Source organism: uncultured Kushneria sp., from assembly GCF_947497025.1.
In the GTDB taxonomy this organism is placed as follows: Bacteria; Pseudomonadota; Gammaproteobacteria; order Pseudomonadales; family Halomonadaceae; genus Kushneria.
The window spans coordinates 26,084-51,778 of record NZ_CANMFC010000005.1 but is presented as its reverse complement, the minus strand read 5'-3'; the positions used below and the strand labels follow the sequence as shown (position 1 = coordinate 51,778).

Annotated in this window: 28 protein-coding genes; 10 read left to right on the top strand and 18 right to left on the bottom strand. The window is 63.0% G+C overall.

The window, feature by feature from the left end; translation table 11 throughout:
• Positions 1-87: 87 nt before the first annotated feature.
• The 3 genes from ilvD to thpD all read right to left on the bottom strand — a co-directional run bounded on the left by ilvD (position 88) and on the right by thpD (position 3,882).
• The gene (gene ilvD / locus Q0931_RS10615; RefSeq protein ID WP_299260062.1) at positions 88-1,833 is read right to left on the bottom strand and encodes a dihydroxy-acid dehydratase; all 1,746 of its coding nucleotides are present in this window, start codon (positions 1,831-1,833) and stop codon (positions 88-90) included.
• Positions 1,834-2,107: 274 nt separating this feature from the next.
• Positions 2,108-2,770, bottom strand: coding sequence for a fumarylacetoacetate hydrolase family protein (locus Q0931_RS10610; RefSeq protein ID WP_299260061.1), 663 nt, complete (start codon positions 2,768-2,770; stop codon positions 2,108-2,110).
• Positions 2,771-2,952: 182 nt separating this feature from the next.
• Positions 2,953-3,882, bottom strand: coding sequence for an ectoine hydroxylase (thpD, locus tag Q0931_RS10605; RefSeq protein ID WP_299260059.1), 930 nt, complete (start codon positions 3,880-3,882; stop codon positions 2,953-2,955).
• A 429-nt stretch (positions 3,883-4,311) separates the two neighbouring features.
• On the opposite strand from thpD, the gene Q0931_RS10600 reads away from it, so the two are divergent.
• From Q0931_RS10600 to Q0931_RS10580, 5 genes are all read left to right on the top strand, one after another.
• Positions 4,312-5,070 carry a C40 family peptidase gene (locus Q0931_RS10600; protein ID WP_299260057.1) on the top strand — a complete coding sequence of 253 codons (759 nt, stop codon included), beginning with the start codon at positions 4,312-4,314 and terminating at the stop codon, positions 5,068-5,070.
• 132 nt (positions 5,071-5,202) lie between these two features.
• Positions 5,203-6,234 (top strand): acyl-CoA dehydrogenase family protein, encoded by a 1,032-nt coding sequence (locus Q0931_RS10595; RefSeq protein ID WP_299260055.1) that lies wholly within the window; start codon positions 5,203-5,205, stop codon positions 6,232-6,234.
• A complete protein-coding gene (locus Q0931_RS10590) occupies positions 6,231-7,031 on the top strand; it encodes a PIG-L family deacetylase (RefSeq protein ID WP_299260053.1) in 801 nt (266 codons plus the stop codon). The genes Q0931_RS10595 and Q0931_RS10590 overlap by 4 nt, the downstream gene beginning before the upstream one ends.
• Positions 7,028-7,651 (top strand): SAM-dependent methyltransferase, encoded by a 624-nt coding sequence (locus Q0931_RS10585; RefSeq protein WP_299260051.1) that lies wholly within the window; start codon positions 7,028-7,030, stop codon positions 7,649-7,651. The genes Q0931_RS10590 and Q0931_RS10585 overlap by 4 nt, the downstream gene beginning before the upstream one ends.
• Positions 7,635-8,360 carry a glycosyltransferase gene (locus Q0931_RS10580; RefSeq protein ID WP_299260049.1) on the top strand — a complete coding sequence of 242 codons (726 nt, stop codon included), beginning with the start codon at positions 7,635-7,637 and terminating at the stop codon, positions 8,358-8,360. The genes Q0931_RS10585 and Q0931_RS10580 overlap by 17 nt, the downstream gene beginning before the upstream one ends.
• Position 8,361: 1 nt before the next feature.
• Here Q0931_RS10580 and ccmI read toward each other — a convergent pair whose 3' ends face one another.
• The 11 genes from ccmI to Q0931_RS10525 all read right to left on the bottom strand — a co-directional run bounded on the left by ccmI (position 8,362) and on the right by Q0931_RS10525 (position 16,584).
• Complete coding sequence (ccmI, locus tag Q0931_RS10575; RefSeq protein WP_299260047.1) at positions 8,362-9,282, bottom strand: c-type cytochrome biogenesis protein CcmI; 921 nt, start codon at positions 9,280-9,282, stop codon at positions 8,362-8,364.
• Complete coding sequence (locus Q0931_RS10570) at positions 9,279-9,782, bottom strand: cytochrome c-type biogenesis protein (RefSeq protein ID WP_299260045.1); 504 nt, start codon at positions 9,780-9,782, stop codon at positions 9,279-9,281. Before Q0931_RS10570 ends, ccmI begins: the two co-directional genes overlap by 4 nt.
• Positions 9,773-10,300, bottom strand: coding sequence for a DsbE family thiol:disulfide interchange protein (locus Q0931_RS10565; RefSeq protein WP_299260043.1), 528 nt, complete (start codon positions 10,298-10,300; stop codon positions 9,773-9,775). Before Q0931_RS10565 ends, Q0931_RS10570 begins: the two co-directional genes overlap by 10 nt.
• Positions 10,297-12,270 (bottom strand): heme lyase CcmF/NrfE family subunit, encoded by a 1,974-nt coding sequence (locus tag Q0931_RS10560; protein WP_299260041.1) that lies wholly within the window; start codon positions 12,268-12,270, stop codon positions 10,297-10,299. Before Q0931_RS10560 ends, Q0931_RS10565 begins: the two co-directional genes overlap by 4 nt.
• A gap of 12 nt (positions 12,271-12,282) precedes the next feature.
• On the bottom strand, positions 12,283-12,771 hold the full coding sequence (ccmE, locus tag Q0931_RS10555; protein ID WP_299260039.1) for a cytochrome c maturation protein CcmE: 489 nt from the start codon (positions 12,769-12,771) through the stop codon (positions 12,283-12,285).
• Entirely contained in the window at positions 12,768-12,983 is a 216-nt protein-coding gene (gene ccmD, locus Q0931_RS10550) for a heme exporter protein CcmD (protein WP_299260037.1), read from the bottom strand. Before ccmD ends, ccmE begins: the two co-directional genes overlap by 4 nt.
• Positions 12,973-13,722: a heme ABC transporter permease gene (locus tag Q0931_RS10545; RefSeq protein ID WP_299260035.1), complete on the bottom strand. Its 750-nt coding sequence runs from the start codon at positions 13,720-13,722 to the stop codon at positions 12,973-12,975. The genes ccmD and Q0931_RS10545 overlap by 11 nt, the downstream gene beginning before the upstream one ends.
• A 41-nt stretch (positions 13,723-13,763) precedes the next feature.
• Entirely contained in the window at positions 13,764-14,456 is a 693-nt protein-coding gene (gene ccmB / locus Q0931_RS10540; protein ID WP_299260501.1) for a heme exporter protein CcmB, read from the bottom strand.
• A 19-nt stretch (positions 14,457-14,475) separates the two neighbouring features.
• Positions 14,476-15,144, bottom strand: a complete 669-nt coding sequence (gene ccmA / locus Q0931_RS10535) for a cytochrome c biogenesis heme-transporting ATPase CcmA (RefSeq protein ID WP_299260032.1) — start codon at positions 15,142-15,144, stop codon at positions 14,476-14,478.
• A gap of 131 nt (positions 15,145-15,275) precedes the next feature.
• Positions 15,276-16,097: a cytochrome c oxidase assembly protein gene (locus Q0931_RS10530; RefSeq protein ID WP_299260030.1), complete on the bottom strand. Its 822-nt coding sequence runs from the start codon at positions 16,095-16,097 to the stop codon at positions 15,276-15,278.
• A 16-nt stretch (positions 16,098-16,113) separates the two neighbouring features.
• Positions 16,114-16,584 carry a DUF2243 domain-containing protein gene (locus Q0931_RS10525; protein WP_299260028.1) on the bottom strand — a complete coding sequence of 157 codons (471 nt, stop codon included), beginning with the start codon at positions 16,582-16,584 and terminating at the stop codon, positions 16,114-16,116.
• Between the two features lie 127 nt (positions 16,585-16,711).
• Between Q0931_RS10525 and Q0931_RS10520 the strand changes: the two genes are divergently transcribed.
• The 4 genes from Q0931_RS10520 to Q0931_RS10505 all read left to right on the top strand — a co-directional run bounded on the left by Q0931_RS10520 (position 16,712) and on the right by Q0931_RS10505 (position 20,362).
• The gene (locus Q0931_RS10520) at positions 16,712-17,800 is read left to right on the top strand and encodes a DUF4105 domain-containing protein (RefSeq protein ID WP_299260026.1); all 1,089 of its coding nucleotides are present in this window, start codon (positions 16,712-16,714) and stop codon (positions 17,798-17,800) included.
• A gap of 130 nt (positions 17,801-17,930) precedes the next feature.
• Entirely contained in the window at positions 17,931-18,239 is a 309-nt protein-coding gene (locus tag Q0931_RS10515; protein ID WP_299260024.1) for a hypothetical protein, read from the top strand.
• 186 nt (positions 18,240-18,425) lie between these two features.
• On the top strand, positions 18,426-18,866 hold the full coding sequence (locus tag Q0931_RS10510) for a DUF2946 domain-containing protein (RefSeq protein ID WP_299260022.1): 441 nt from the start codon (positions 18,426-18,428) through the stop codon (positions 18,864-18,866).
• Between the two features lie 104 nt (positions 18,867-18,970).
• Positions 18,971-20,362, top strand: coding sequence for a PepSY domain-containing protein (locus Q0931_RS10505; protein WP_299260020.1), 1,392 nt, complete (start codon positions 18,971-18,973; stop codon positions 20,360-20,362).
• Between the two features lie 20 nt (positions 20,363-20,382).
• Here Q0931_RS10505 and Q0931_RS10500 read toward each other — a convergent pair whose 3' ends face one another.
• Positions 20,383-20,988, bottom strand: coding sequence for a cyclodeaminase/cyclohydrolase family protein (locus Q0931_RS10500; RefSeq protein ID WP_299260018.1), 606 nt, complete (start codon positions 20,986-20,988; stop codon positions 20,383-20,385).
• Positions 20,989-21,149: 161 nt separating this feature from the next.
• Between Q0931_RS10500 and Q0931_RS10495 the strand changes: the two genes are divergently transcribed.
• Entirely contained in the window at positions 21,150-22,637 is a 1,488-nt protein-coding gene (locus tag Q0931_RS10495; protein WP_299260016.1) for a PAS domain S-box protein, read from the top strand.
• A gap of 364 nt (positions 22,638-23,001) precedes the next feature.
• Here the strand turns inward: Q0931_RS10495 and Q0931_RS10490 are convergent, their stop codons facing one another.
• The 3 genes from Q0931_RS10490 to Q0931_RS10480 all read right to left on the bottom strand — a co-directional run bounded on the left by Q0931_RS10490 (position 23,002) and on the right by Q0931_RS10480 (position 25,640).
• Positions 23,002-23,316 carry a thioredoxin family protein gene (locus tag Q0931_RS10490; protein WP_299260014.1) on the bottom strand — a complete coding sequence of 105 codons (315 nt, stop codon included), beginning with the start codon at positions 23,314-23,316 and terminating at the stop codon, positions 23,002-23,004.
• 78 nt (positions 23,317-23,394) lie between these two features.
• The gene (locus Q0931_RS10485; RefSeq protein ID WP_299260012.1) at positions 23,395-24,318 is read right to left on the bottom strand and encodes a DUF808 domain-containing protein; all 924 of its coding nucleotides are present in this window, start codon (positions 24,316-24,318) and stop codon (positions 23,395-23,397) included.
• Positions 24,319-24,398: 80 nt separating this feature from the next.
• Complete coding sequence (locus Q0931_RS10480) at positions 24,399-25,640, bottom strand: FAD/NAD(P)-binding oxidoreductase (protein WP_299260010.1); 1,242 nt, start codon at positions 25,638-25,640, stop codon at positions 24,399-24,401.
• Positions 25,641-25,695: the final 55 nt, after the last annotated feature.

Below are 25,695 nucleotides of genomic sequence, written 5' to 3'. Positions count from 1 at the left end.
CGAGCGCTCAGGAGAAAACCAGGAGAAAGGCAATAAAAAACGCCCCGGCCATGGCCGGGGCGTTTGCGTGCAGGGACAGACCGAGGATCAGGTCAGATCGTCGGTGGCGTCCGGCAGGTCGGTAATGGCGCCCAGCGAGGCCGAGCTGACCGTACGGGCGTACTTGGCCATCGCCCCGCGGGTGTAGCGCGGCTTCGGGCGCTGCCAGGCACTGCGGCGACGCGCCATCTCTGCCTCATCGATGTGCAGGGTCATGACGTCGTTTTCGGCATCGATGGTGATTTGATCGCCGTCTTCGACCAGCGCGATCGGCCCGCCGTTGAAGGCTTCCGGCGTGATGTGACCCACCACGAAGCCGTGGCTGCCGCCGGAGAAGCGCCCGTCGGTGATCAATGCCACCTTGTCCCCCAGCCCGCGGCCCATGATGGCCGACGTCGGGGTGAGCATTTCCCGCATGCCCGGACCGCCGCGGGGACCTTCGTAGCGAATCACCAGCACGTCACCAGCCACCACGGTCAGGTCGTTGATGCGTGCCTGCGCTTCCTCTTCAGAGTTGAATACGCGAGCCTTGCCGGTAAAGCGAGTGCCTTCCTTGCCGGTGATCTTGGCCACCGAACCTTCCGGGGCCAGGTTGCCGTAGAGCACGCGCAGGTGGCTGGAAGCCTTCACGGGGTTATCCAGCGGCTTGATGATGTTCTGACCTTCCGGATAGGGCGCCACATCGGCCAGGTTTTCGGCCAGCGTGTTGCCGGTGACGGTCAGGCAGTCGCCGTGCAGCAGTCCGGCATCGAGCAGGGTCTTCATCAGCGGCTGAATGCCACCAATGGCGACCAGCTCGCTCATCATGTAATGACCGCTGGGGCGCAGGTCTGCCACTACCGGCACACGCTTGCCGATCTCGGTGAAGTCATCCAGATTGAGCTCGACGCCAATGGTGTTGGCTATCGCGATCAGGTGCAGCACGGCGTTGGTGGAACCGCCAAGACTAATGACCACGGTCACAGCGTTTTCAAACGCCTTGCGGGTCATGATGTCGGAAGGCTTGATGTCGAGTTCCAGCAGCTTGAGCACGGCAGCGCCCGCAGCGCGGCTGTCGTTCTGCTTGTTCTGCGACACGGCATTTTGTGCCGAGGAGTTCGGCAGACTCATGCCGAGCGCTTCAATGGCAGAGGCCATGGTATTGGCGGTATACATGCCGCCGCAGGAACCCGGCCCTGGAATGGCGGTTTCCTCGATGCGCTTGACGTCGATAAGATCCATGTTGCCCTGGGAGTGGGCGCCCATGGCCTCGAACACCGAGACGATATCGGTGTGCCCTTCGCCCGGCAGGATGGTGCCGCCGTAAACGAAGATACCGGGGCGGTCCAGACGGGCCAGCCCCATCATGCAGCCGGGCATGTTCTTGTCGCAGCCGCCGATGGCCACCACGCCGTCAAAGCCTTCACAGCCGGCCACGGTCTCGATCGAATCGGCAATGACCTCGCGCGAGATCATCGAGTACTTCATGCCCTCGGTGCCGTTGGCGATGCCATCACTGACGGTGATGGTGTTGAACACCACGCCCTTGCCGCCGGCCTCATCGGCGCCGTCACTGGCGGCGTCCGCCAGCACGTTGATGTGGCTGTTACACGGGGTGACGCGACTCCAGGTCGACGCGATCCCGACCTGGGGTTTGGTAAAATCCTCATCGCTGAAGCCCACAGCGCGCAGCATGGCGCGGCTGGCCGCCTTGCCCGGGCCGTCCACGACCGGGGAGGAATGGCGACGGGTATGACTCCGGTCATTGGCAAGCGGTGCGGTAGAGGGGCTATCCGGCCGGTCTTCCTGGCTCATGATCTGATCACTTTTGATGGTAATGAATACGAACAGGTTCCGGTCCATTCCATGGAGGCGCAATGCCCGGAACCAACGAAAGCGCTGTCGATGGCAGTTCCCATACGGCGGCGATGCCGCCCGTGCAGGGCAGGTCTGAACATCGACAGAAGCGTGTCGCCGCAGGGCTTTCGGATCTTCGAAAGCGGGCCACACGCACTGCGCGGATAGCGCGGCCGGGTGTCAGGCCCGGCACAGGGTATCGAGTATACGCCCAGCCTGCTTCAGCATGAAATCAGCTGCGCGCCGTGATCTCGAAATACTCATCCAGAGACAGGTTCAGCCGTGCGCCCTCGGGCAGTGCCCCGACCCCTTCCGGCGTGCCGGTCAGAATCACATCCCCGGGCTCAAGCGTAAACGAGTGCGACATCTCCTTGATCAGTTCGACCGCCTTGAACAGCATCAGGGCGGTATGCCCGGTCTGGCGACGCTCGCCGTCGATGGTCAGGCTAAAGCGCAGGTCATCAAGATTCATGCCCTGTGCATCAAAGGGCACGAACTCGCTGATCGGGCAGGCGCCATCAAAGCCCTTGGCCCGCTCCCACGGGTGCCCCTTGTCCTTGAGTCTTGACTGGACATCGCGCAGGGTCAGATCCAGCGCCAGCCCCACGCCGGCAATCGCCGCCAGCACCTCTTCAGGGCGCGCGCGGCATAGCCGGCGGCCGATCAAAAGGGCCACCTCGGTTTCAAAATGTACCCCGCCCAGATGCCGCGGCACCCGGATGCGCTCGCTCATGGGCGTGGCGCTGGAGGCCGGTTTGATAAACAAGAGCGGTGTAGTGGGCACCTCGTTATCAAGCTCTCTGGCATGGGCGGCGTAGTTACGCCCCACGCAGACAATCTTGCCCAGAGGCTCGGCAAACGTGCGTCCATCGGTGAAACCGGGCTGGAAGGCCATGGCCTGTTCCTTTTGAAGATCCATGCATGATGATTGATGCAACTTACGCCTTATTACAGCCATAACAAAACCACACCCATGAAAAAGCGGCAAAGCGCGATGGCGCCCTGCCGCTTGTTTTCCGTGGATCACGAGGGCACGCCATGTGCCCGTGCCCTCGATACGGCCTGCCTTGAAAGGGCTTAAAGAGTCAGGTCACGCCAGCGGCCGTCCGGCGTGTGGGCCAGGAAATCGGGACGATGCTTTTTGGCCGCAAACGGTACATCGAGTGCGTTGTCACGCCGATTGAAGACAAAAAAGATATTGCTGCGAGCGTCCGGCGACATGTTGGCATTGGAGCCATGGAGCGTATTGCAGTCAAACAGCAACAGCCCGCCGGCACGCCCCTTGGGCGCCTCGATGCCGTGCTCGGCCACCAGTTCGGCCAGCGCCTCGCGCCCGGGCACGCCCGCTTCCTGTTTTTTCAGCGAACTTTTGTAGTTGTCTTCCGGCGTCTCGCCAATACAGGGCACGAACTTTTCATGCGAGCCCGGGATCAGCATCAGGGGGCCGTTGAACTCGTGGTTGTCGGTGAGCACGATCGAGGCGCTCACGGCATTCATGCGCGGCATGCCATCCTCGGCGTGCCAGGTCTCGAAATCGGAGTGCCAGTCAAAGCCCTTGCCTTCAAAACCCGGCTTGTAGTTGATGCGCCCCTGCATCACGTAGACATCCTCGCCGATCAACTGCTCAACGCTTTTGACCAGCTTCGGAGACTGCGCCAGCTGCCCGAATTTTTCTGACAGAAAGTGCATGGCAAAGATCGAGCGGATCTCGTTGCTGCTCGGCTCGGTGATGGTGAAGTCCTGGTCGCGGTAATCATCGCGTTCAAGCAGGGCATTCAGCTCGCGCTGGTACTCGGCAAGCTCGGCCTCATCGAGAAAGTTCGGGATAAAGACAAAGCCCTTGCGGCGAAATTCCTCGCGCTGCTCGCTCGTCAGCGGCCCCTCTTGTGGCCCACGCAGGATATCTTCCTGACGCGGCAGCCAGGTGCGCTCGGACGGCGTCGCCAGACGCGTAGGGTACGGGTCTTCCATCAGCGTATTGTGACGCTGGGCGTGTACAGCTGACATGTGTCCTCCTTGATCAACAAAAAGACGACGGCATCCTGCCTGACGTCACCCCCTCAGGGGGCGCTACGGGTATCCGGCGCCGGCGGCGCCTGTGGAGACATGCTTTCGGTCTCGGGACGTCGACAGATCATGACCATCGCCTGACCCTTTCGGGAACTCACGGGCAATCGCATCCTGTTTGAGCAGGACACGCGTGAGGCCCTCACGTGAACATGACGCTCCCCTGTATTCTATAACTCAGGTTATTACCCTCGAGAACCCGGGTGATTACTCTCGAGGCACGGAGCGTTCAACCGTAGAATGCGCGCATTGATCATGTTCTCAGGCCCTGTCTGGATGTTATCAATGTTCCTGCCGTGATTTGTCAGACTGTCGCCCACCGGGGCGCCGGCTCATGCCTGACACGATACCGACCTGATGAGCACCCAAATGCCACATCCAGACCTTTCACGCCGGGCGGCCCGCCAGGGGGCGCTGGGACTGCTGCTGATCCTGCTGCTGAGCCCCGGCCTGCCCGGCGCCATTGAGCAGGCGCAGGCCCGACAGCTGCTGCAGCCAGAGCATGGCACGGCCAGCGAACTGCGTGCCAAACGCAAACGCGAGCAGGCGCGTGCCCGTCAACTGGGGCTTTCCGAGACCCAGCTCAAAAAGGCCGCCGCTCAGGGTCGCTCGATTGTCCCAAACGGATCGACACGAGCCATCGCGGCGGGTGTGGATAACTTCAACTACAAGAAGTATGCCTTCAACGAAGAGATCGACCGTCCCGGCGAGGTAGCCATGGCGCGCGCCATGGACACCGTCATGGATCAGGTCGGGCGACCCTACCTCTGGGGCGGCACCACACCCCAGGCAGGCTTTGACTGCAGCGGTCTGATCTATTACGCCTTTCGTGACCTGCTTTCCGGGGATCTGCCGCGCACCGCCAACGGCATGTATCACTGGTCAGGGTCCACTCCGGTCGCCCTGGACTCGCTCAAGCGCGGCGATCTGGTCTTTTTCCGCATCAAGGCGGCCAGCGCCGCTGATCATGTCGGCGTCTACCTGGGCGATGGCAAGTTCGTTCAGGCCCCGCGCACCGGAGAAAACATTCGCGTCAGCTCGCTTTCGGGCAACTACTGGCAGCGCCACTATCTGGGCGCAAGGCGCCTTTTGACCGGTGACACCGTGCGCCAGCTCGCCTCACGCTGATCCTTTTGTATCCAACTGCAAATTATTAACCTCGAGCAATCTCCCCCGAATCATTCCTGACTATGCTGATGCGCGACCCTGTCATTTTTTAACGGCACGGATAGCCCCTGACAGGCATAACAAGGAGTTTTCATGGGTGACCCTTTCCTCCGGCGTCTGAACGATATGCTGGCGGGCCATGACACGCCTGCCGAGCATATCGATGCCCTGATTCTGCCACTGGATCAGCTGATCGCGCTGGGTCCGCTTGCCCGCCCCGGATCAAACGACACGCTCACACGCTGGCGTGCGCTGTATCGCGTGGCCGGTTGTGATCTGGCGCTGATCAAGCTCTATGAAGGCCACACCGACGCGCTGGCCATCATGGCAGAGCTTGGCGTCACGCCCGATGCCCCTGATGAGGCCCGCTGGGCCATGTGGGCCGCCGAGCCGCCCCAGGCCCGGGTTCATGTCGATGATGGCCATGTCGATAGTGCCAATGCAGCGCAGGTCACCCTTACCGGCACCAAGGCCTGGTGTTCGGGTGCCCCCATTGTGACCCATGCCCTGATGACCGTCTGGCAGGATGATCAGCAGCGTCTGGCCGCCGTGGCCATGGATCAGCCGGGCGTGAGCGTTACCGACCGGGGCTGGCAGGCCGTCGGCATGCAGGCCACCGCCAGCGTTGACGTCGATCTTGACCATGCCCATGCCAAGCTGATCGGCCCGGCCAATGCCTATCTGGACCGCCCCGGCTTCTGGCAGGGCGGTGCCGGCATCGCGGCCTGCTGGCTGGGCGGCGCGCACGCGCTGGCACGAGCACTGCAGGCGAAGGCCTCAAATCGACAGGACGACGCCCTCCTGATGGCGCAGCTGGGCCATGTCGATGCCGCGCTGCATGCCGGCCTTGCCGGGCTTCGCGACGCCGCTGCCACCATTGATGCCGCCCCCAGCGAGAACAGCCAGAGGCTGACCCTGCGCACCCGCGCGCTGGTTGAACACAGTGTCAATCAGATCATCACGCACTGCGGTCGCGCGCTGGGGGCTGCGCCCTTCTGTCGCGATCGCCGTTTTGCCCGCATGATGGCCGACCTGCCGGTTTATCTGCGTCAGAGCCACGCCGAGCGCGATCTTGCCGCGCTGGGCCGGCTCTGCACCGAAACCGAAAGCGGGTGGCAGCCATGAGCGATGATGATCGTCGGATTGAAGGGGAAGGCACGCTGGAAGCCGACTGGCAGGCCTGGGGTGGACTTGAGGCGATGGCGACCATCACCCATGACGCGCTGGTCGCCCCGCATCAGCATGCCGTGATCGTGGCGCCCCACCCCGATGATGAAACGCTGGGCTTTGCCGGGCTCATGCTCAAGCTTGCCGCGGCCGGCCACACCCTGCAGCTGATCGCCGTGACCGATGGCACGGCAAGTCATGCGGGCTCGACTCACTGGAGCGCCGAACGCCTGGCGCAGCAGCGTCCGCTGGAAAGTCTGGAAGCGCTCCGGCGACTGGGCTGTGAACAGCAGACCACCGTGGAACGACTGGGCCTGCCGGATACGGCCGTGGCGCACCATGAAGCCGCGCTTGCCGATCATCTGGCCGCACAGCTCACGGTGGATCATGTGGTGCTGACCACCTGGCGTGGCGATGGCCACCCCGATCACGAAGCGACCGGGCGGGCCTGTGCGCGGGCCTGTGCAATCAGTGGCGCCCGACTGATCGAAATCCCGATCTGGACCTGGCACTGGGCCGCGCCCGGTGATCCTCGCGTGCCCTGGGCCCAGGCCCGACGCCTGCCGCTGGAGGCCGATATGCTGGCGTGCAAGCAGGACGCCATTCAGGCCCATGAGAGTCAGCTGACGGTCGACCCGGCCACCGGACAGGCCCCTATCCTGCCGGACTACGTGCTCAGGCGTCTGACGCGCCCTTATGAAGTGTTTTTGATCCCCGCGCCCCATGAAACGGCCACGAACGAGCGGAGACGATGACCATGACCCGTCTGGACGCCCGGGCCTTTGAGCAGTTACATGCCGCACATGCCGATCCGTGGCATTACCACACCCGCTGGTATGAAAAGCGAAAGCGCGCGCTGACCCTGTCCATGCTGACCCGTCAGCGCTATCGCCGTGCATTCGAGCCCGGCTGTTCGATTGGCGTGCTCAGCGCCGAGCTGGCCACACGCTGTGATGCCCTGTGGATACAGGATGTCAGCGACAGCGCCCTGGTGCGCGCACGCGAGGCGCTCAAGGGCCAGCCCCATGTGGACATTACCCACGGTGCCATCCCCGAACAGTGGCCACCGGGCAGTTTTGATCTGATCGTGATCAGCGAAATGGGCTACTACGTGAAACCCGAGGCGCTGGAGACGCTGTGTGAGCGCATCGAGGCCTCATTGAGCGAGGACGGCGAACTGCTGGCCTGTCACTGGCGCCATCCCATCGATGGCAGCGAGCTGGATGCCCAGCGCGTTCATGACTATCTCGGCAGGCGCCTGGGCTGGTTGGCCCACGGACATTATGAAGACAGCGACACCCTGATCAATCTCTGGCAGCGCACACCCTCTCCCGTGGCCTCTCGTCAGGAATCCGGCAATGACGACAGGAAATGATATGGCGCACATCGGCGTGGTAGTGCCGGCACACAATGAAGAACAGTATCTGCCGGACTGTCTGCAGGCACTGGCACGCGCGGCTTCCCATGCCCGACATCTGGGCCATGAGGTGACACTGGTAGTGGTACTGGACAGCTGCCGGGACCGCTCGGCGGCCATTGTCAGGGAGTACGGCGTGACGGCGCTCAACGTGACTGCCGCCAATGTGGGCATGGCCCGCCATGCCGGCGTACTGGCCCTGCCCGGGAAGGTGGATTGGCTGGCCTTTACCGATGCCGATACCTGCGTCCCCGAGCACTGGCTGAGCGCCCAGCATGGATTTGGCACCGACGCCGTATGCGGCGGCGTCCATCTGAACCAGTGGCAGAGTCTGTCACCGGCCCTGCGCGCGCGCTACCTGGCGCATCAGCACCAGAACGTCAGCCGACAGCATATCCACGGTGCCAATCTGGGCATCAGCATGGCAGCCTATCAAGGGCTGGGCGGGTTTCGCCCGCTGCGCTGTCATGAAGATGTGGACCTGATCGAGCGGCACATGGCCACACACGGCAGCATCACCTGGGCCAGCGAGCTTCGCGTCATCACCAGTGCCCGATGTCAGGCCCGCGCCCCGGAAGGGCTGGGGGCCCTGCTGCACGCACTGGAGTGCTCCTGCAAGGAGTCGCCCTCCTTTGGCGCAGACGCCGGCCAGGGGCTGGCGTCATGACTCAAGGACGGCTGTCCTGCTCGTTGCGCGCCTCGCTGTCCTGCTCGACCGGTGCGCCTTCAGCCGTAGGCCCCATGCGCGCCCTGGCCGCCGCCATCGCCTGTCGCAGCGCCTGCTGGCTATCATCACTGTCGCTGCCGGCAATCGCGATACGCCAGTGATCGATGGCCCCCTGATAGTTCCCGTCACTGAAATCGGCAAAGCCCAGCAGCCCGTGCACCGTGGGCTGACGGGGATCATCGGCCAGCACCTCGTCGGCCAGCGCCTGAATCTCATCGTTCATCTGTCGATCATTTTCGACAAAGCGAATCTGGGCCAGCTCCGAGACCAGTGCCGGCGTCCGGCCCTTGAGCTCAATCAGACGCACCAGAGCGTGATCGGCCCGGTTGTACTGCTGGCTGTCGCGATACAGCGGATAAAGTGACGCCCAGACATTGGGGTTATCCGGCTGGCGACGGGCCTCCTGCTCAAAGCGTGCGATGAACTGCTGCGGCTCACCGCCGTTTTGTTCAACCTGCTGACGGGCCTGATACAGCTCGAGATCATCTGCGCTGCCCTCGCGGTGATAGGCATACAGCGAGCCAAAACCGACGGCCACCACCACGACGGCGGTCAGCCACCACCCACTGTAGGCCGATTTTAGCACCTGCGGCGCCTGCCCTTCGGTATCGGCGAGCAGATCGCGCTCAAGCTCCAGCCGCCGCGTGTCATAACGCGCCTGATCGATCTCCCCGCGAGCAAGCTCCTCATCAAGACCTGCCAGCCGATCACGAAAGACGCTGACGTTGTCACGGGCATCATCACCGCGCGCCTCCAGTGTCGATTGCGCCGCACGCAGGCCCCGACTGCGCCACAGCGGCAGCAGCAAAAACATGATGGCCACACTCAACAGCAGGGCCAGGCCCACCCATAACGTCGTCATTGATGACTCCTGGTCTGATCGTCAGACGCCTGATGGCGCGACAGCAGCGTGTCGAGCCGCTGTCGCTCTTCATCATCGAGCGCTTCAACGCGCTCGCCGCGGCGCGACCGGATCAGCGCGCCAATACCCGCCATGCCCAGCAGCACGACTACGCCAGGGCCGGCCCAAAGGGCGAGGGTGCGCCACTCAAAACGCGGGCGATACAGCACGTAATCGCCGAAGCGATCGACCATGGCCTGACGAATGGCCTCATCACTGTCGCCGCGTCTGAGCGCACGCGCCACGTAGGCGCGCATATCGCCGGCAATGGGGGAGCCGGAATCCCCGATTGCCTGGTTCTGACACTTGGGGCAGCGCAGCGAGGCGGTCAGATCGTCATAACGCGCCTGCAGGGCCGGATCATCAAAGTGATGCAGATCATCGGCGCCTGCCGTGCCTGCCAGCAGCACCAGCATGGCCGCTGCCAGCAACGCCATCAGTGCCTTCGGGATCACTGCCATCGCTGAAGCTCCGGCAGGATCACGCCATCGACGTCCTCGGGGGTGATATAGCCCGTGTGGTGATAGCGAATGTTGCCCTGAGCGTCGACGATAAAGGACTCGGGCGCGCCATAAACGCCGAGGTCAAAACCGAGCGAGCCTTCCGGGTCAAAGACGTTGAGCGCAAAGGGGTTGCCGAACTCGTTTAAAAAGGCGCGCCCCCTGTCGCGGGTGTCCTTGTAATCCACGCCGATCAGATGCACGCCGCGGTCCTTTAGCGCCAGCAGCTGCGGCATCTCGCGCTTGCAGGTCGGGCACCATTCACCCCAGACGTTGACCAGCGTGACCTGCCCTTTCAGCCACGAGGCGTCCACGGTGCGCTCACCGTCTTCCAGTGTGGTCAGCGAAAAGGCCGGAAAGGGCTTTTCCAGCAGCGCCGACTCGCGATGAGACGGGTCGCGCCCGAGGCCCTGCCAGAGCAGCACCGCCAGCACCACAAAAATCAACAGCGGCACGAACAGCCAGTAGCGTTTTTTCATGGCCGGGCCTCCATCATTTGTCGGGTTCGGCTGCGGTGACGGTAGCGCCTGTCACAGACCGCCAGAATGCCGCCGGCGGCCATCAAAAGGGCGCCCAGCCACAGCCATCGCACGAAGGGTTTGACCTGAATGCGCATTGCCCACGACTCGCCATCATCCAGCGGCTCGCCCATGGCCACGTACAGGTCGCGGGTCAGCCCGTGGTCCAGCGCGGTTTCGGTCATGGCCTGACGCTGGGTATCAAAAAAGCGCTTTTCCGGATGCAGCATCGCCATCAGCCGATCGCCCTGCGTCACTCGTACGGTGGCGCGATCAGCAAGATAGTTGGGGCCATGGACCTCGTTGAGCTGCGTCATGGTAAAGCGATAGCCGCCGACCTCGACCGAATGCCCCGGGCGCATGCGCACGTTATCGGCGTGATCGTAGTTCGACACCATGGTCACGCCGACAATCGTCATCGCCATGCCGATATGGCCCAGTACCATGCCGTAGTGGCTGCGCGAGAGCTTGCCCGGCCCGCGCAGACCAAAACGGCGGATCAGCACCAGCGGCTCGCGCACCAGCGGCACCACGATCCAGGCCGCCACCAGAAGCCCCAGAGTGACCGACAGCGACCAGGCACCGTCATAAAGCCAGGGCATCGTCAGCGCCACCATCAACGCAACCATCGCACTCAGCCACAGCCGTTTGATCAGCTCGCGAGGCGCCATCTGCTTCCAGCGCGTCACCGGACCTGCGCCCATGAAAAGCCCCAGTGCCACCGTCAGCGGCACGATCAGGGTGTTGAAATAAGGCGGGCCGACCGAAATCTTTCCCAGATCCAGACTGTCGAGAATCAACGGATAGAGCGTGCCCAGCAGCACGGTCACCATCATCACCAGCAGCAGGATGTTATTGAACAACAGCATCGCATCGCGGGAGCACCAGCCAAAGCCGAGGGGGCTTTTGACCCGGGGCGCCCGAAAGGCATACAGCGTCAGCGAGGCGCCCACGGTCAGCCCCAGCAGAATCAGAATGAAGGTGCCGCGGGAGGGATCGTTGGCAAAGGCGTGGACCGAGGTCAGCACGCCCGAGCGCACCAGAAAGGTCCCCAAAAGCGACAGCGAGAAGGTGACGATCGCCAGCAGCACCGTCCAGCTCTTGAAGCCGCCGCGCTTTTCGGTCACTGCCAGTGAATGCATCAGCGCCGTACCGGCAAGCCAGGGCATCAGTGAGGCGTTTTCGACCGGGTCCCAGAACCACCAGCCGCCCCAGCCCAGCTCGTAGTAGGCCCACCAGCTGCCCAGCGCGATGCCCACGCTCAAAAACGCCCAGGCCAGATTGGTCCAGGGGCGCGCCCAGCGCGTCCAGGCCGCATCCAGGCGCCCGCCCATCAACGCGGCAAGGGCAAAGGCAAAGGCGACCGAAAAGCCGACATAGCCCATGTAGAGCATCGGCGGATGCACGATCAGTCCCGGGTCCTGCAACAGCGGGTTGAGATCGGCACCGTCCGACGGCGGCACCGGCAAAATGCGCTCGAACGGGCTCGAAGTGGCCAGAATAAAGATCAGAAAGCCTGCGTTGATCATGCCCAGCACCGCGAGCACGCGGGCCAGCATGTCGCGCGGCAGATTGCGCGAAAAGACGCTGACCGCCAGCCCCCAGAAGGCCATCATCATCGACCACAGCAGCACCGACCCTTCATGCCCGCCCCAGACCGCACTGAGTCGGTAATACCAGGGCAGCTGCGAGTTGGCGTTGCTGGCGATATAGGCCACGCTGAAATCATTGAACAAAAAGCCCAGCGCCAGACAGACAAAGGCCGTCAGCAAAAACAGCGCCTGCCCCCAGGCCATGGGGGCTGCGTAGCTCATCCACAGCGGACGACGGGCCAGGCTGCCGGCCAGCGGCACGACGGCCTGCACCAGCGCCATGGCGAGCGCCAGCATCATGGCGTAGAGCCCGATTTCGGGGAGAATCTGAATCAGCATGACGTTCTCGTTTCAGGGCGTCCCGGAGGTGCGGCGCTCCGCCACCGCGGCGGTATCGGAAGGAGTGGCCCGACGGGCCTCGGCGGCCTTGAGCGCCCCGTCGACTTCCGGCGGCATATAGTTTTCATCGTGCTTGGCCAGCACCTCGCTGGCCTCGATCCAGCCGCGCTCGTCGAGCGTGCCGACAATGACCACGCCCTGCCCTTCCCGGAACAGATCCGGCAGGATGCCGCGATAATGCACCGGCACGTCTTCTTCGAAATCGGTCACGGTAAAGGTTACATCCAGCGTTTGTTGATCACGCTGAACGCTGTCATCGCGCACCACGCCGCCGGCACGCAGCGACCGCCCGACCGACGCTTCGCCGGCACTGATCCGGGTCGGGGAGTAGAACAGGTTCATGTTGGCCCGCAGCGAATAGAGCGTCAGGCCAATGGCAATACCTGCCAGTGCCACCAACACCACGATGATGATCAAACGCTGTCGACGACGCGGATTCATGTCGTCTCTCCATCATCCGTCGCGGGGCGAGCCGTGGGGCGCTGCCTTTCACGCCGCTCGAGCGCTGCCACGTGGCGCAGCAGCCGACGCTGTTCCAGCACGCTGTAGAGAGCAAACGCCACCAGGCTGCCCAGCACCACCCCAAAGGCCGGCCAGACATAGACGGCGTAGCCATTCATGGCCCAGAAATCGGCCAGCGATTCAAAGGCCATGGCGCCCTCCCTGCACCAGCGCACGCACCCAGCGGGCGGTGGGCTGGCGTCTGATGATCTCGTTGCGCGTGCGGGCCACCGTGACGGCGGCAAACAGCAGATAAAACCCGATCACCATGAGCAGAAGCGGCAGCCACATGCTCGCCGGCATGGCCGGCTTTTCGGTCAGACTGAAGGTGGCGCCCTGATGCAGCGTGTTCCACCACACCACCGAATACTTGATGATCGGCAGGTTGATCACACCCACCAGGGTGAGAATGGCGGCCGCCCGGGCGCCGCCATCGCGGCTGGCAAACGCCCCGCGCAGGGCCATGATGCCCAGATAGAGAAACAACATCAGCAGCATCGAGGTCAGCCGCGCATCCCATACCCACCAGGTGCCCCAGGTCGGCACGCCCCAGACCGCGCCGGAAAACAGCGCGCCAAAGGTCATGGCCGCACCAAAGGGCGCTGCGGCCCCGGCCACCATGTCTGCCAGCTTGATGCGCCAGACCAGAAAGATCAGGCTGCACATCGCCATCAGCGCAAAGCACGACTGGGCCAGAATGGCGGCCGGCACGTGCACATAGAGAATGCGAAAGCTGTCGCCCTGCTGGTAGTCGGGCGGTGCGAAGGCCAGCCCCCAGAGACTACCCAAAACGACCAGGATCGTACCGCTCCCCCAGAGAAACGGTAGCCAGCGCCCGCTCATGGTGTAGAACCATTTGGGAGAGCCGAGTTTATGAATAATGGGCCACATGATTATCGATCAACGTTGTTCAAGTCGGTGCCGGGGCGGGATCAGCCATCAAGAGAGAGTTTCAGGGCAGCGGCCGCCGCCCAGGGCGCGGCCAGCAGGGACAGGGCGAGCATGGCGCCCATCAGCGCAAGCCACGGCGCAACCGGCGCCCCTTCAATGGCTAGACGCACCGTGCCGGCGCCAAAGATCAGCACCGGCGTATACAGCGGCAGGATCAGCAGCGACAGCAGCACGCCACCGCGACGGAGCCCTACGGTCAGCGCCGCCCCAATGGCGCCGATCAGGCTCAGCGTGGCCGAGCCCAGAAGCAGCGTCAGCATCAGAACGTCCATGCTGTGACCGGGCAGCGACAGCATGACCGCCAGCAGCGGCGAGATCAGCGCCAGCGGCAGGCCGGTGGTCAGCCAGTGCGCCACGATCCTGGCCAGCACCAGTATGCCGGTCGGTTGCGGGGCGAGCAGAAGCTGCTCGAGCGTGCCGTCATCAAAGTCATCGCGAAAAAGACCATCGAGGGATAACAGCACCGATAAAAGCGCCGCGACCCACAAAAGCCCGGGGGCGATGCTGGAGAGCAGCGTGCTGTCAGGTGCCAGCCCCAGCGGAAAGAGGGTGACGATCAGCGCAAAAAAGATCAGCGGATTGGCCAGCTCGCTGCGCCGGCGAAAGCGCAGTCGGCAGTCGCGCGACAGTGTGGCCGAAAACCCCTGCCAGAGCCCGGGCAGAGGCCCGGCGATACGATCGGTCGCGGTGCGCTCAGCGGTCAACGTGCACGCCTCCCAGGCCATCGAAGCGAAGATTTCTGAGAACCCCTGACGCGGGCGAAAGTTCCCCGCTGTCATGATGCGAGGTCACCACCACGCTGCCACCGGCCCGGCAGTGTGCCGTCATCCAGGCTTCCAGCTGGCGCACGCCGTCGTGGTCGATCGCGGTAAAGGGCTCATCGAGAATCCACAGCCACTGATGGCCCAGCGCCAGCCTTGCCAGCGCCACACGACGCTGCTGACCGGCGGAGAGGCTCTCCACCGGCGTCTCTTCAAAGCCTGCCAGCCCCACCGCCTCGAGCGCCTGAAAGCAGGCGTCGCGACGTGCCCGGGCGCCGCCCTCCTTCACCGCACTCATGGCCTGATACCAGTCGAGGTTTTCAAGCGCCGTAAGCGCCCTTTTGATACCGGGGCGGTGTCCGATATAGAGCATCGAGGCCATAAAGGTTTCGCGACAGCGGGAAAGCGGTTCGCCCTGCCATAAAAGGGTGCCGGTGTAATCGGCCATTTGCCCGGAAAGAATGCGCAACAGCGTGGTCTTGCCCGACCCGTTGGGGCCCTCGATCCGCCATAACTCGCCCGCACCGATCTGCCAGTCAAGATCGCTGAAAAGCCAGCGCTCATCGCGCTCGCAGCCAAGCTTTCGGGTTTCGAGTTGCAAGACGGGGCCCGCACGGTATCGTCACGACCATGCGCGCAGTGTCAGGCTGGCGCACGGCTCATGGAGGGGTAAGGAATTTGTGGCGCAGTCTACGCCATTTTGCCTCAATCATCGAGTCGCAACCGCGCCGCTCATCCCGTATGCGTATCAAGTGAGGCAGCGTTGAGATGGCGTGCCATGCGTTGACGGCGGCGCAGCCAGGCCAGCATCAATGCGACCACCAGCGCCGCCTCGGCCAGATCGCCCCAGTAGTACATCCACATCGCCGCTTGCTGCAGTTCCTCAAGGCCAGCGCCGGTACCGCGCGGAAAACCGAACGCATATAAAAGTTTTCCAAGCGTGGCGTGCGCCGCCATGGCAACAATTAACACCCCCATGCGCATACGCCAGCCCGGGCGATGCGGCGCCGGGTCGGGGCCGGCGATCGCCCAGGTAAAGAGGGTGCCCGAGAGCACGAAATGCAGATGCAAAACGTTGGCAAGCCAGGGCGTGGTCAGGCTTTGTGCATATAGCGGCGTCATGTAGAGCAGATACATGCCGCCGATATCGAAGATCAGGGCCGTGACAGGGTGGGTCAGCACACGCACTGGCCAGGTGCCCAGAAAACGCACCAGCCGCCGAGCGCCACCGGGCGGCAGATTGCGCAATAAAAGCGTCATGGGGGCGGCAAACACCAGGCCGAGCGGGGCGAACATGCCCAGCAATAGATGCTGCACCATGTGCCAGCGCACGTCCTGGTGCGCGGCGTGCATCAGCGAGGGCATGAAAGCGGCGACAAGCGTGGCGCAGCCTAGCGTGAACAGCAGCATGCGCCAGCGAGGCCAGGGCTTTTGTCGCCGCGTTCGCCACACGCCCGCGATATAGACAAGCCAGAGACAAGCGATCAGCAGCCATGCAGCGGCAGAAGTCACGCCCATGGCCATGGGCGCGTGCAGGGTCGAGTGGGCGGTCACGGCGGTGCCTGTCTAATCAGTGCTGACTGGTGGCCTGCCCCCGCCGGGCACGCTGTAAAAGCTTCCAGCCAATGGCCAGCACCACAAGCCCCGCGCCGATCCAGGCAATATCGTAGAGCCAGACATGCTCGACATAGCGCACCTGGTGGAGCCCTAAAATCTTGTGATCCACAATCCCGTCAAAGGTCTGGAAGCCGCCCATGCCCAGCAGAAACCCGGGCCCACGGTAGCCGGGGGCCTGGGCGGCACGCCCGTGCAGTTCAATCATCATGAAGGCGCCCACGATAAAGAGCACCAGCTCCATGGTGTGCAGGATGCCATCGGAGGCCAGCGCCAGCGCCGAGGAGCCGGTATCGATGAAGTGGTGCCAGGCCAGTATCTGGTGAAAGATGATCTCGTCGATGGCGGCCATGAAGCCGATGCCGAGCAATACGGCGGCAATCATGGTGCGGCGAATATCCGGTGTAACGGGGGGCTGTACGGCCATGGCGCTCTCCTGGCAGGCTCTGATTCAGGCAATGCGGTATCTTTGCCTCAAGCCTGGCGCATGACGGCGGATCCGACCTCCTGCCCGGCGCAAAAATTTTTCTGAATACCATGATCGGAGCCTGTCCATGCCCTCCCTGTTAAAGCGCTGGTGGCGCCCTGTCCTGCGCTGGACATGGCGTCTCGTCGCCGCGCTGCTGATCGTGTCGGCCACCCTGTGGGGCGCGCTGGCGCTGTGGTATCAGCTGCCCGGCCCTGCTGCCGTGGTCGTGACGGTCATGGTGGGCTGGGGCCTTCTCGGACTCGGTGCGGTACTGGTGACACTGCACGTGCTCATCGCGCGACGCCGAATCGTTCTGGTGGCATGGCTTCTGGCACTGACGGCCCTGCTGACCTGGTGGCAGAGCATTACGCCCCGGGGCGATCGTGACTGGGCCGATGACGTGGCGCGCCTGCCGCATGCTGTCATCGACGGGGATCAGGTCACGATCGACAACGTGCGCAATTTTGACTGGCAGACGCCGGAGCGCTACACCGAGCGCTGGGAGACACGCACCTACCGCCTGTCCGAACTGACCTCCACGGATCTGATTGTCTCCTACTGGATGGGGCCGGCGATTGCCCACACGCTGGTCAGCTTCGGCTTTGATGACGGGCGGCAGCTGGTGTTTTCGGTCGAGATTCGCCGTCAACGCGGCGAGGCCTTTTCTGCCATCGGCGGCTTTTTCAAACAGTTCGAGATGGCCCTGATCGCCGCCGATGAACACGACATTATCCGCACCCGCTCCAACGTCCGTGACGAAGACGTCTATCTCTATCGCGTGGCCCTGCCAGAGGACGCCGCTCGCGCCCTGTTTCTGGCCTATCTCGACAAGGCCGATGACCTGCGCGACACGCCCGCCTTTTACAACACGTTGACCAGCAACTGCACCACGCTGGTGTTTGACATGGTCAAAAGGATCATTCCGGGGCTGCCCACCGACTACCGCCTGCTGCTGTCGGGCTATCTGCCCGGCTATCTATATGATCTAAAAGCTCTTGATACCTCCCGACCACTTTCCGAATTAAAGACGCGCGGCCATATCAACTCACGGGCCAGGGCGGCCGATAACGGGGGGCATGCATTTTCCGGCTTCTCCGACATGATTCGCACGGGTGTGCCGGCGCCCGACGGGCATCTCATGGGTGTGAACGCGCCATACAGATCAGGGTCATGACCGCCTCGATCATTAAAGACATGAAATGGATGGTTCAGAGGCCTGAGCTTGAAGTATGAAAAGGCAATTTCATGCTAGGGCGCACGGGCGTTATCACATAACATGAATAAATAAATTACAGAGGTGTTTCATGAGGCCCACAGAGCTCAATGTCCGCTGTTTTCACTGTGGCAGCCGACGCATTATTGTGAGATCCGGGCATATGCGCCCGGTCGAAGATCCCGTGCACTGCCGGGACTGCGAGACCTATCTGGGCCGTCGCAGCGACCTGGCCTTTGAGCGTCGTCGCCTGATCGTTGGTGCGGCCAATGAGCCATTCGATGTTCAACCCGGCGCCGTGGTACTTCATACCCCCGTGGCGCTCAGAGCGGTCAATGACGATGAGGCACCGAGCGCCAGCGCCTCGCTGACAGCCAGCGCCACCTCTCAGGCCGAATAGGACACCTTGCCCCGGCCCTAGCCGGGGTCATGGATGCCGGGACCGATGCGGCCCGACCTTCCGCATCGATCGCGACTTCAGTGCCACCCAGGCTCGGCCGACCTGCCGGGATGTTCTCGAGCATCGGTTTGCGGTAAGGTCACGGGCCTTGAACCTCCCACTGCCTGGCGCTGCCTTCGCCCACTCATGACTCGTCTGCGCTGCTCTCTCCCGGCCTGGCTGGCCCTGGCCACCATGCTGGTCATCTTTCTGGCCCCGGTGCTGTCGCAGACACTGGCGCTGGCCCATGAGCGCGCCTCCCCTGCTTCCCGCTGGCAGGAGCAGACCTCCAGCATGCATGCCGGTCACATCATGACCCGGCTGCAAACGCCTGAAACGCATCAGGCCCTCGCAAGCGTTCACAGTAAAGCGTCTGACGAGCCCCATCCCATCGGCCATATGGATCTTGCCAAGTGCGGCTACTGCTCGCTGTTGGCCCATACGCCCCTGATGATCGAGGCCGCCCTGACGCTGCCGCCCGGCCGTGCCGGACCGGATGCAATGCCTGTTCCCGCTCGACTGCAGGGCCATGCCTGTCACCCTCATTTCCCCAACGCCCTGTCGCGCGCCCCGCCCCTGCCTGGCTGAACGGTCATTCGTTCACGTTCCTGCTGTTATCGGCCCTCCAGCCAGAAAAGGCCGATCGAGAATACGCCATGCCATAAATACCCATGGCCATGACAGGTGCCTTCATGACAGATCATACCGCCACAGCGCCATCTGGTCGCAAACCGTGGGGCTGGGCCTTCATTGCCCGACTGCATTTTTATATCGGCCTGCTGGTCGGTCCATTTCTTTTGCTCGTCGCCCTCAGCGGCATCGTCTATGCCCTGACCCCGCAGATCGAGCAGGCCCTCTACCACGAGCAGTTTTATACCGGAAGCGACAGCGGCACGCCGCTGCCACTGGCCGACCAGATTCGGGCGGCACAGCAGGCGCTGGGGCGCGACGAGGCACCCATGGCCGTACGCCCGGCGCCTTCTCCGGGCGAGACGACCCGGGTCATGTTCTCGGACCCGAGCGTGGGTCAGTGGGAGCATCTGGCGATTTTTGTCGATCCAGCCACCAACGAGGTGCGCGGCGCCCTGCCGGTCTATGGCACCAGCGGCATCTCGGCCTTTCGCATCACCATCGACAAGTTTCACCGCAGCCTGCTGCTGGGCGAGCCGGGGCGCGTCTACAGCGAGCTGGCGGCCTCCTGGCTCTGGATCGTGGCGCTGGGCGGGCTGGCCCTCTGGTTCAAGCGACGGCGCAGCGGCCAGGCAGATGCCGGCCAGCGTGCCAGCCGCTGGCATACCCGTCTCGGGCCGTGGGCCCTGATCGGCTTCGTGTTTTTCTCTGCCACGGGACTGACCTGGTCGAAATACGCCGGGGGCAACATCGGCGAGCTGCGGCACATGTTCGGCTGGCAGACACCGACGGTCTCAACGAGCCTGGATGGCGTCACCCCCGCCGAGCCGGGCCCACACGCCGAACACGCCGCCCATTCGGGTCACAACATGGCCATGAAGGATCATGCCTTTGATCCGGGACTCTACGATCGGGTGCTGACAGCCGCACGCGAAGAAGGGCTCGAGGCCGGCAAGATTGAAATTGTCCCCGCGGCCGGGCCGGGCAACGCCTGGAAGGTACGCGAGATCGGCCGCGAATGGCCCACCGAGGTGGATGAGGCCGCCATTGACCCGACCACTCTGGCCGTGATTGATCGCACCCGGTTCGAGACGTTTCCGCTGGCCGCGAAACTGACCCGCTGGGGGGTGGATCTACACATGGGCGTACTGTTCGGGGTGATCAATCAACTGGTGCTGGTCGTTTTTGCCAGTGCACTGGTGGTCATGCTGGTACTGGGATATGCCATGTGGTGGCGCCGTCGTCCCACCCGTGCCAGCGACGCCATGACAACCGTCACGCTGATTCAAACGCTGCTGCAGGCACCGCGACCGGCAGCGCTGGCCGTGGTGATCCTCGCAGTTCTGCTGGGGCTGGCACTGCCGGTACTGGGCGGCAGCCTGGTCGTGCTGATTCTGATCGACGGCGCGGTGGCGCTGACCCAGCGTCGAAAAAGCGCCCAGGCCATGAGCTGATGAGATGAACTGATCAGAGCTCAGGCCGGGGCGTTCGTGAGAATCTCCAGCAGCGCATCGGCGCGCTGCGCCAGATCGTCGCGGGCGTGTCTTGCTCGATCGCGAGCGGCGTCACTGCCAAGCTGACCGGCATTGGCGTCAACGTTGAGCAGCACGCCATGCAGCGCGGCATGAATCAGCCGGGCACCGGCGACGGCATCGCTTGAGAACTGCTGCTCGATGTTCGCCCCGGCCTGGTGGGTCAGTGCCAGCGCCGCATCGCACAGCTGCGCCGTTCTCAGGGGCACCTCGACGGCAATGTCGGCAGCGGCATGAATGGCATCAGCACGGCCCTCGTCGTCCTCATCGCGACCAACGGCGGCCATGAACGCCTCGAAAGCATCCATATCCTCCTGGGCCAGCGGCGCCAGACGCTGCTTGAGCGCCTCTCCTTCATCAATCAGCGCCTGACGCGAGACGCTGGCGTCATGCTGCTGGCTCAGATACAGCCCCTTCAGCACAAGCGCCAGACCCAGATCGGCGCTGACCACGGCCGTGGCGCCACAGCCAGGCATCGGTTTTCGAGCCACGGCGTCACGAAAATCGCACAGTCGGTGCTGCCAGAGTGTTGTTGCGCTATCGGTCATGGTTTATAAATTCCCGGTCTCTGGCATGGTACTGGCATATGTCAAACGCTTGATCAGACACAGCATAGTGCCCACAGGCCTTAACAGGCACTTTTCATGCGCGCGGCCGCATAGCATCATGGCGGCCCGTATCTTTCGGGCACGTCTACGCAGGACCGACCATGTCTGATAACTCCATTGCCATTGACACCCCCTTCTCACCGCTTTATCAGCTGATAGAGAAGATGCGCGAAGGCGTCATTCTGCTGGACAGCGATGGCACACTGCGCTGGGCCAATCAGGCCGCACTTGCCATGCATGACGTTTCCCGCATTGAGGCGCTGGGCCCTGACATCGCCGATTACCGACGGCGCTTTCGGCCGCGTTTTCGATCGCCTGATGAACACAATGAGGCCCTGGTGACCGCGCTGCTAGCGGGTACCCCCTTCAACGAGATCAGCGTGGAAATCATGCTGCCGGGGCCCGAGGAGATCACGCGTGTGCACAGCACCCGGGGGTGCGTTTTTTTCGACGGCGATGGTGCCCGGCTGGCGGCCCTGCTGATCGAGGACATCACTGAACTGGTGAGCGCCGAGGAGCGCTTCGAGAAATCATTCAACATCAATCCGGCCCCGGCCCTGATCTGTCGGCTGCGTGACCAGCGCTTCATTCGCGTCAATCAGGGCTTTCTGGACATGACCGATCTGAGCGAGCAGGAGGTGCTTGGACGCACCATTCAGGAGCTGGACGTCTTTGCCGGCGCCGATCAGCGTGAACAGGCACTTCGCCGCCTTGATGAAGGGCTGACGATCGCGCAGATGGAAGCCGTTTTGCATCCGCGGGCGACGGGTGAGAGCAAGTGTGTAGTGGTGGCCGGTCAGCCCATTGAGGTTGGTCATGAGGCCTGCATGCTATTGACCTTCACCGACCTCGAGCCGACCCGACGCGCCCAGAGCGCGCTGCGCCGTAGCGAGGCGCAGTTTTCAACGCTGTTTCACATGTCTCCGGTGCCCACCGCACTAGCGGATCATCACACGCTCTCGCTGCTCGAGGTCAATGACGCCTTCAACAGCGCACTGGGGCATGACGCCAGCGTACCGGCGACCGGGCCGCTGACGCAGTATGCACCCCTGCCGGCTGCCGTTCGCCGCCGCATCCTGTCGGCACTGGATGCCGGCGATACCATCAGTGGCCTTGAAAGCAACATGACCTTTCCCGGCGGCGAGTGCCTGACCTGGCTGGTTTCGGCGACCATGGTGAGCATCGATGACCATGACCGGGTCCTGCTGACGCTGGTCGACATTACCCAGCGCAAACGCACTGAAGCAGAGCTCTTTGCCGCCATCGACACCGTCATGCAGGACGCCTCGTGGTTTACCCGCACGCTGGTCGAAAAGCTTGCCAGCGTACGACATACCAATAGCGCCACACCGGTCACGGCGCCATCTGTCATCAATCTCAGTGCGCGTGAGCGCGACGTGCTGGTGCTGTTGTGTCAGGGGCTGTCCGACAAGCGCATTGCCATCGAGCTATCGCTGGCCCACAGCACGGTGCGTAATTATATCGCCTCGCTATATCGAAAGCTGGATGTCCACAGCCGCAGCGAAGCCATTATCGTCGCGCGCCAGCAGGGCCTGGATGTTGCAACGGACCCGAAAAAGACATCATGACCCCTTTTCAGGTAGCGCAAGACCAGTAATTCAAATGCACCAAGAGCGTTGGTACATCTGCATCTATTGGGTGTGTGGCGAAGCCGATATATTGACTGTGGCTTGAGGTGGTGCCAGGAAGGCACCCGGACAGAAGGACCTGGCTGATGAAGGGAATCATATTCCTCACGCTCGGCACCTGACCGGGTAACCTGAAGGTGTCCGCCAGAGGGAGACAGGACGTGGCAGGGAAGCAGACCGCGTCGACCCGGCAAGACTCAGGGATGAGCGCCATGGCAGGACGTCATGGCTGTCAATGATGACATTGCCGGGTCACCCTGTACCTGTACGCCACATATTGTCTGCCTTACCCCCTTTTCCTGTCTTACAGGATGCGCTCAAGCGCGGCTTCCAGCGCCTGACGCGTCTCGGGGCGCACGCAGCGTGCCCGCTCCTGACCATCCTTTAAAAAGATCAACGTCGGCCAGAGCCTGACCTGCCATGACCGTCCCAGCCGCTTGCCCTTGCCGTCTTCGACGCGGACATGCCACACCCCGGCGGCCTGACCAATGACCTCGCTGATCAAGGGCTGCGCTGCCTCGCAGTAGCTACACCAGGGCGTCCCAAACTCCACCACTACCGGCCCCTGACTGCCATCAAGTTCCTCACGTTCCGGTACAACGCTATCGGGCATGGTCATGTGTTGTCTCCCGCTCCGGTGACAGCCCCGCATTCATCGGGGCCTGATGCAGTGAATATGGTTTCAGCAGAGACGATGTCAGTGGGCGCCGCGCACTTTTTTTATCAGCGTCACCGCGCCCAGAATCACGCTGCCCAGTACCAGCCCTACCAGCATGTTAATCAGCGTGGGCGTGATCGGCTGCAAAATGACACCGACGCCGGGGATATCACCTTCGGCCAGCGTCAACGCCTCGATGGCGTGATGCAGCACCGGTATGCCGTGGGTCAGGATACCGCCACCCACCATGAACATGGCAGCCGTTCCCGCCACCGACAAAAACTTCATCAGCCACGGTGCCGCGGTCAGGATACCGCGCCCCAGCCCCTGCGCGATCGAGGCGCTGCGACGGCTGAGATAAAGCCCTAGATCATCCAGCTTGACGATCGCCGCCACCAGACCGTAAACGCCCAGCGTCATGGCCAGGGCGATAATCGACAGCACCACCACCTGCTGCATGAAGGCCTCATTGGCCACGGTCCCCAGCGTGATGGCGATGATCTCCGCTGACAGGATGAAATCGGTACGCACCGCGCCCTTGATACGTTTTTGCTCAAAGGCCTTATGCTCCTCGGGGGAGCGCTCGGCGGTTTTGGTATCCTTTTTTGCAGCCTGCGGGTGTCGCCACTTGTGCCAGGCGTGTGCCAGCTTTTCCACCCCTTCATAGCTCAGGTAGGCGCCACCCAGCATCAATAGCGGCGTCACCAGCCAGGAGGCAAAGGCGCTGATCAAAAGCGCCGCCGGCACCAGCATCAGCTTGTTGCGCAGTGAGCCCTTGCAGACGGCCCAGACAATCGGCAACTCACGATCGGCTCGCACGCCGGTGACTTGCTGGGCATTAAGCGCCAGATCATCTCCCAGCACACCCGTGGTTTTTTTGGCGGCCACCTTGGTCATGACAGACACGTCATCCATCAAGGCGGCAATATCATCAAGCAGGGTCAACAGGCTACCAGCAGCCACGGCACTTCCTCATTGGAACAATTGCCACAAGCTTAAAGCATGCGCGCCCGCCCAACCTGATCAAAAGGTTATGGCGCGCGTCATGACACCATCCATTCACGTCCTTTCAACATCATTTCCCAGTAGATGATCGGCATGAGATGTGCCTTGAGCTGCCAGGCAAGCCCCGTGGCCCGTTGGCCATCGTTGAGCCAGCTCGGCAGGGTCGGCATGAGCTCGCCGCCATAGCCGAACTCGGCCAGTACCACCTGCCCCCGCGAGACCGTCAGCGGACAGGCCCCGTAGCCCTGATAGCGCGCTGAAAGCGCCTCTCCCTGTAGATACGCCACAACATTATCGGCCACGATCGGCGCCTGAACCCGCACGGCCGCCGCGGTCTTGGCATTGGGCGTGGCGCTGACGTCGCCGACCCCGAACACGGCGGGGTGGTGCTGGTGTTGCAGGGTATGGGGGTGCAGGTCCAGCCAGCCGACATCGTTGGCCAGTCGGCTGTCACGGATCAGCGCCGGCGCGCGCTGTGGCGGCACCACATGGAGCATGTCAAAGGATTCGACGTGCTCACGCTGACAGCCATCGGCGTCGTGGATCACGAAGTGCGCCTGCCGCCCGGGACCATCCACGGCCATCAGCTGCTGATGAAATTCAAGTTCGATGTTGTAGCGCTCGACCTGCTCCATCAGGGCCGGGATATAGGCCGGTACGCCAAACAGTGCGCCACCGGCGTTGTGAAAGGAGACGTTGATGTTGTCCAGCACGCCGCTGCGCCGCCAGTGATCGCAGGCCAGGTACATCGCCTTTTGCGGGGCACCGGCACATTTAATGGGCATGGCCGGCTGAGTGAAAAGCGCTCGACCCTGACGCAGCCCCTTGACCAGCGACCAGGTATAGGGCGCCAGATCAAAGCGGTAGTTGGAGGTGACGCCGCACTTTCCCAGCGTCCCGGCAAGACCGTCGATGGCGTCCCAGTGAAGCTCAAGACCCGGCACCACCACCAGCGCGCGATAGTTCAGGGTGCGGCCATCCTCCAGCCGCACAACGCCCCGATCAGGGTCGATGCCGGCAGCCGAGCAGGCGTAATGCACCACCCCCTCTGGCAGAACCGCCGTCATCGCCCGCCTTGTCTGGTCGGCATCGAACACCCCGCCGCCGACCAGCGTCCAGCCCGGCTGATAATAGTGCTCCGATGCCGGGTCGATGAGGGCGATATCAAGGCGTGCATCGCGCCGGCGAAGCCCCTGGGCAATGGCAATACCGGCGGTGCCGGCACCGATCACGACCACGTCGTGGTGTATGTCTCGAACCCGCGTGGGCTGGCCTGTCATGATCACTCCTTGCGCTGTCGAATGCGGGGGATCGACGCAGCAGGATCGTCAACCC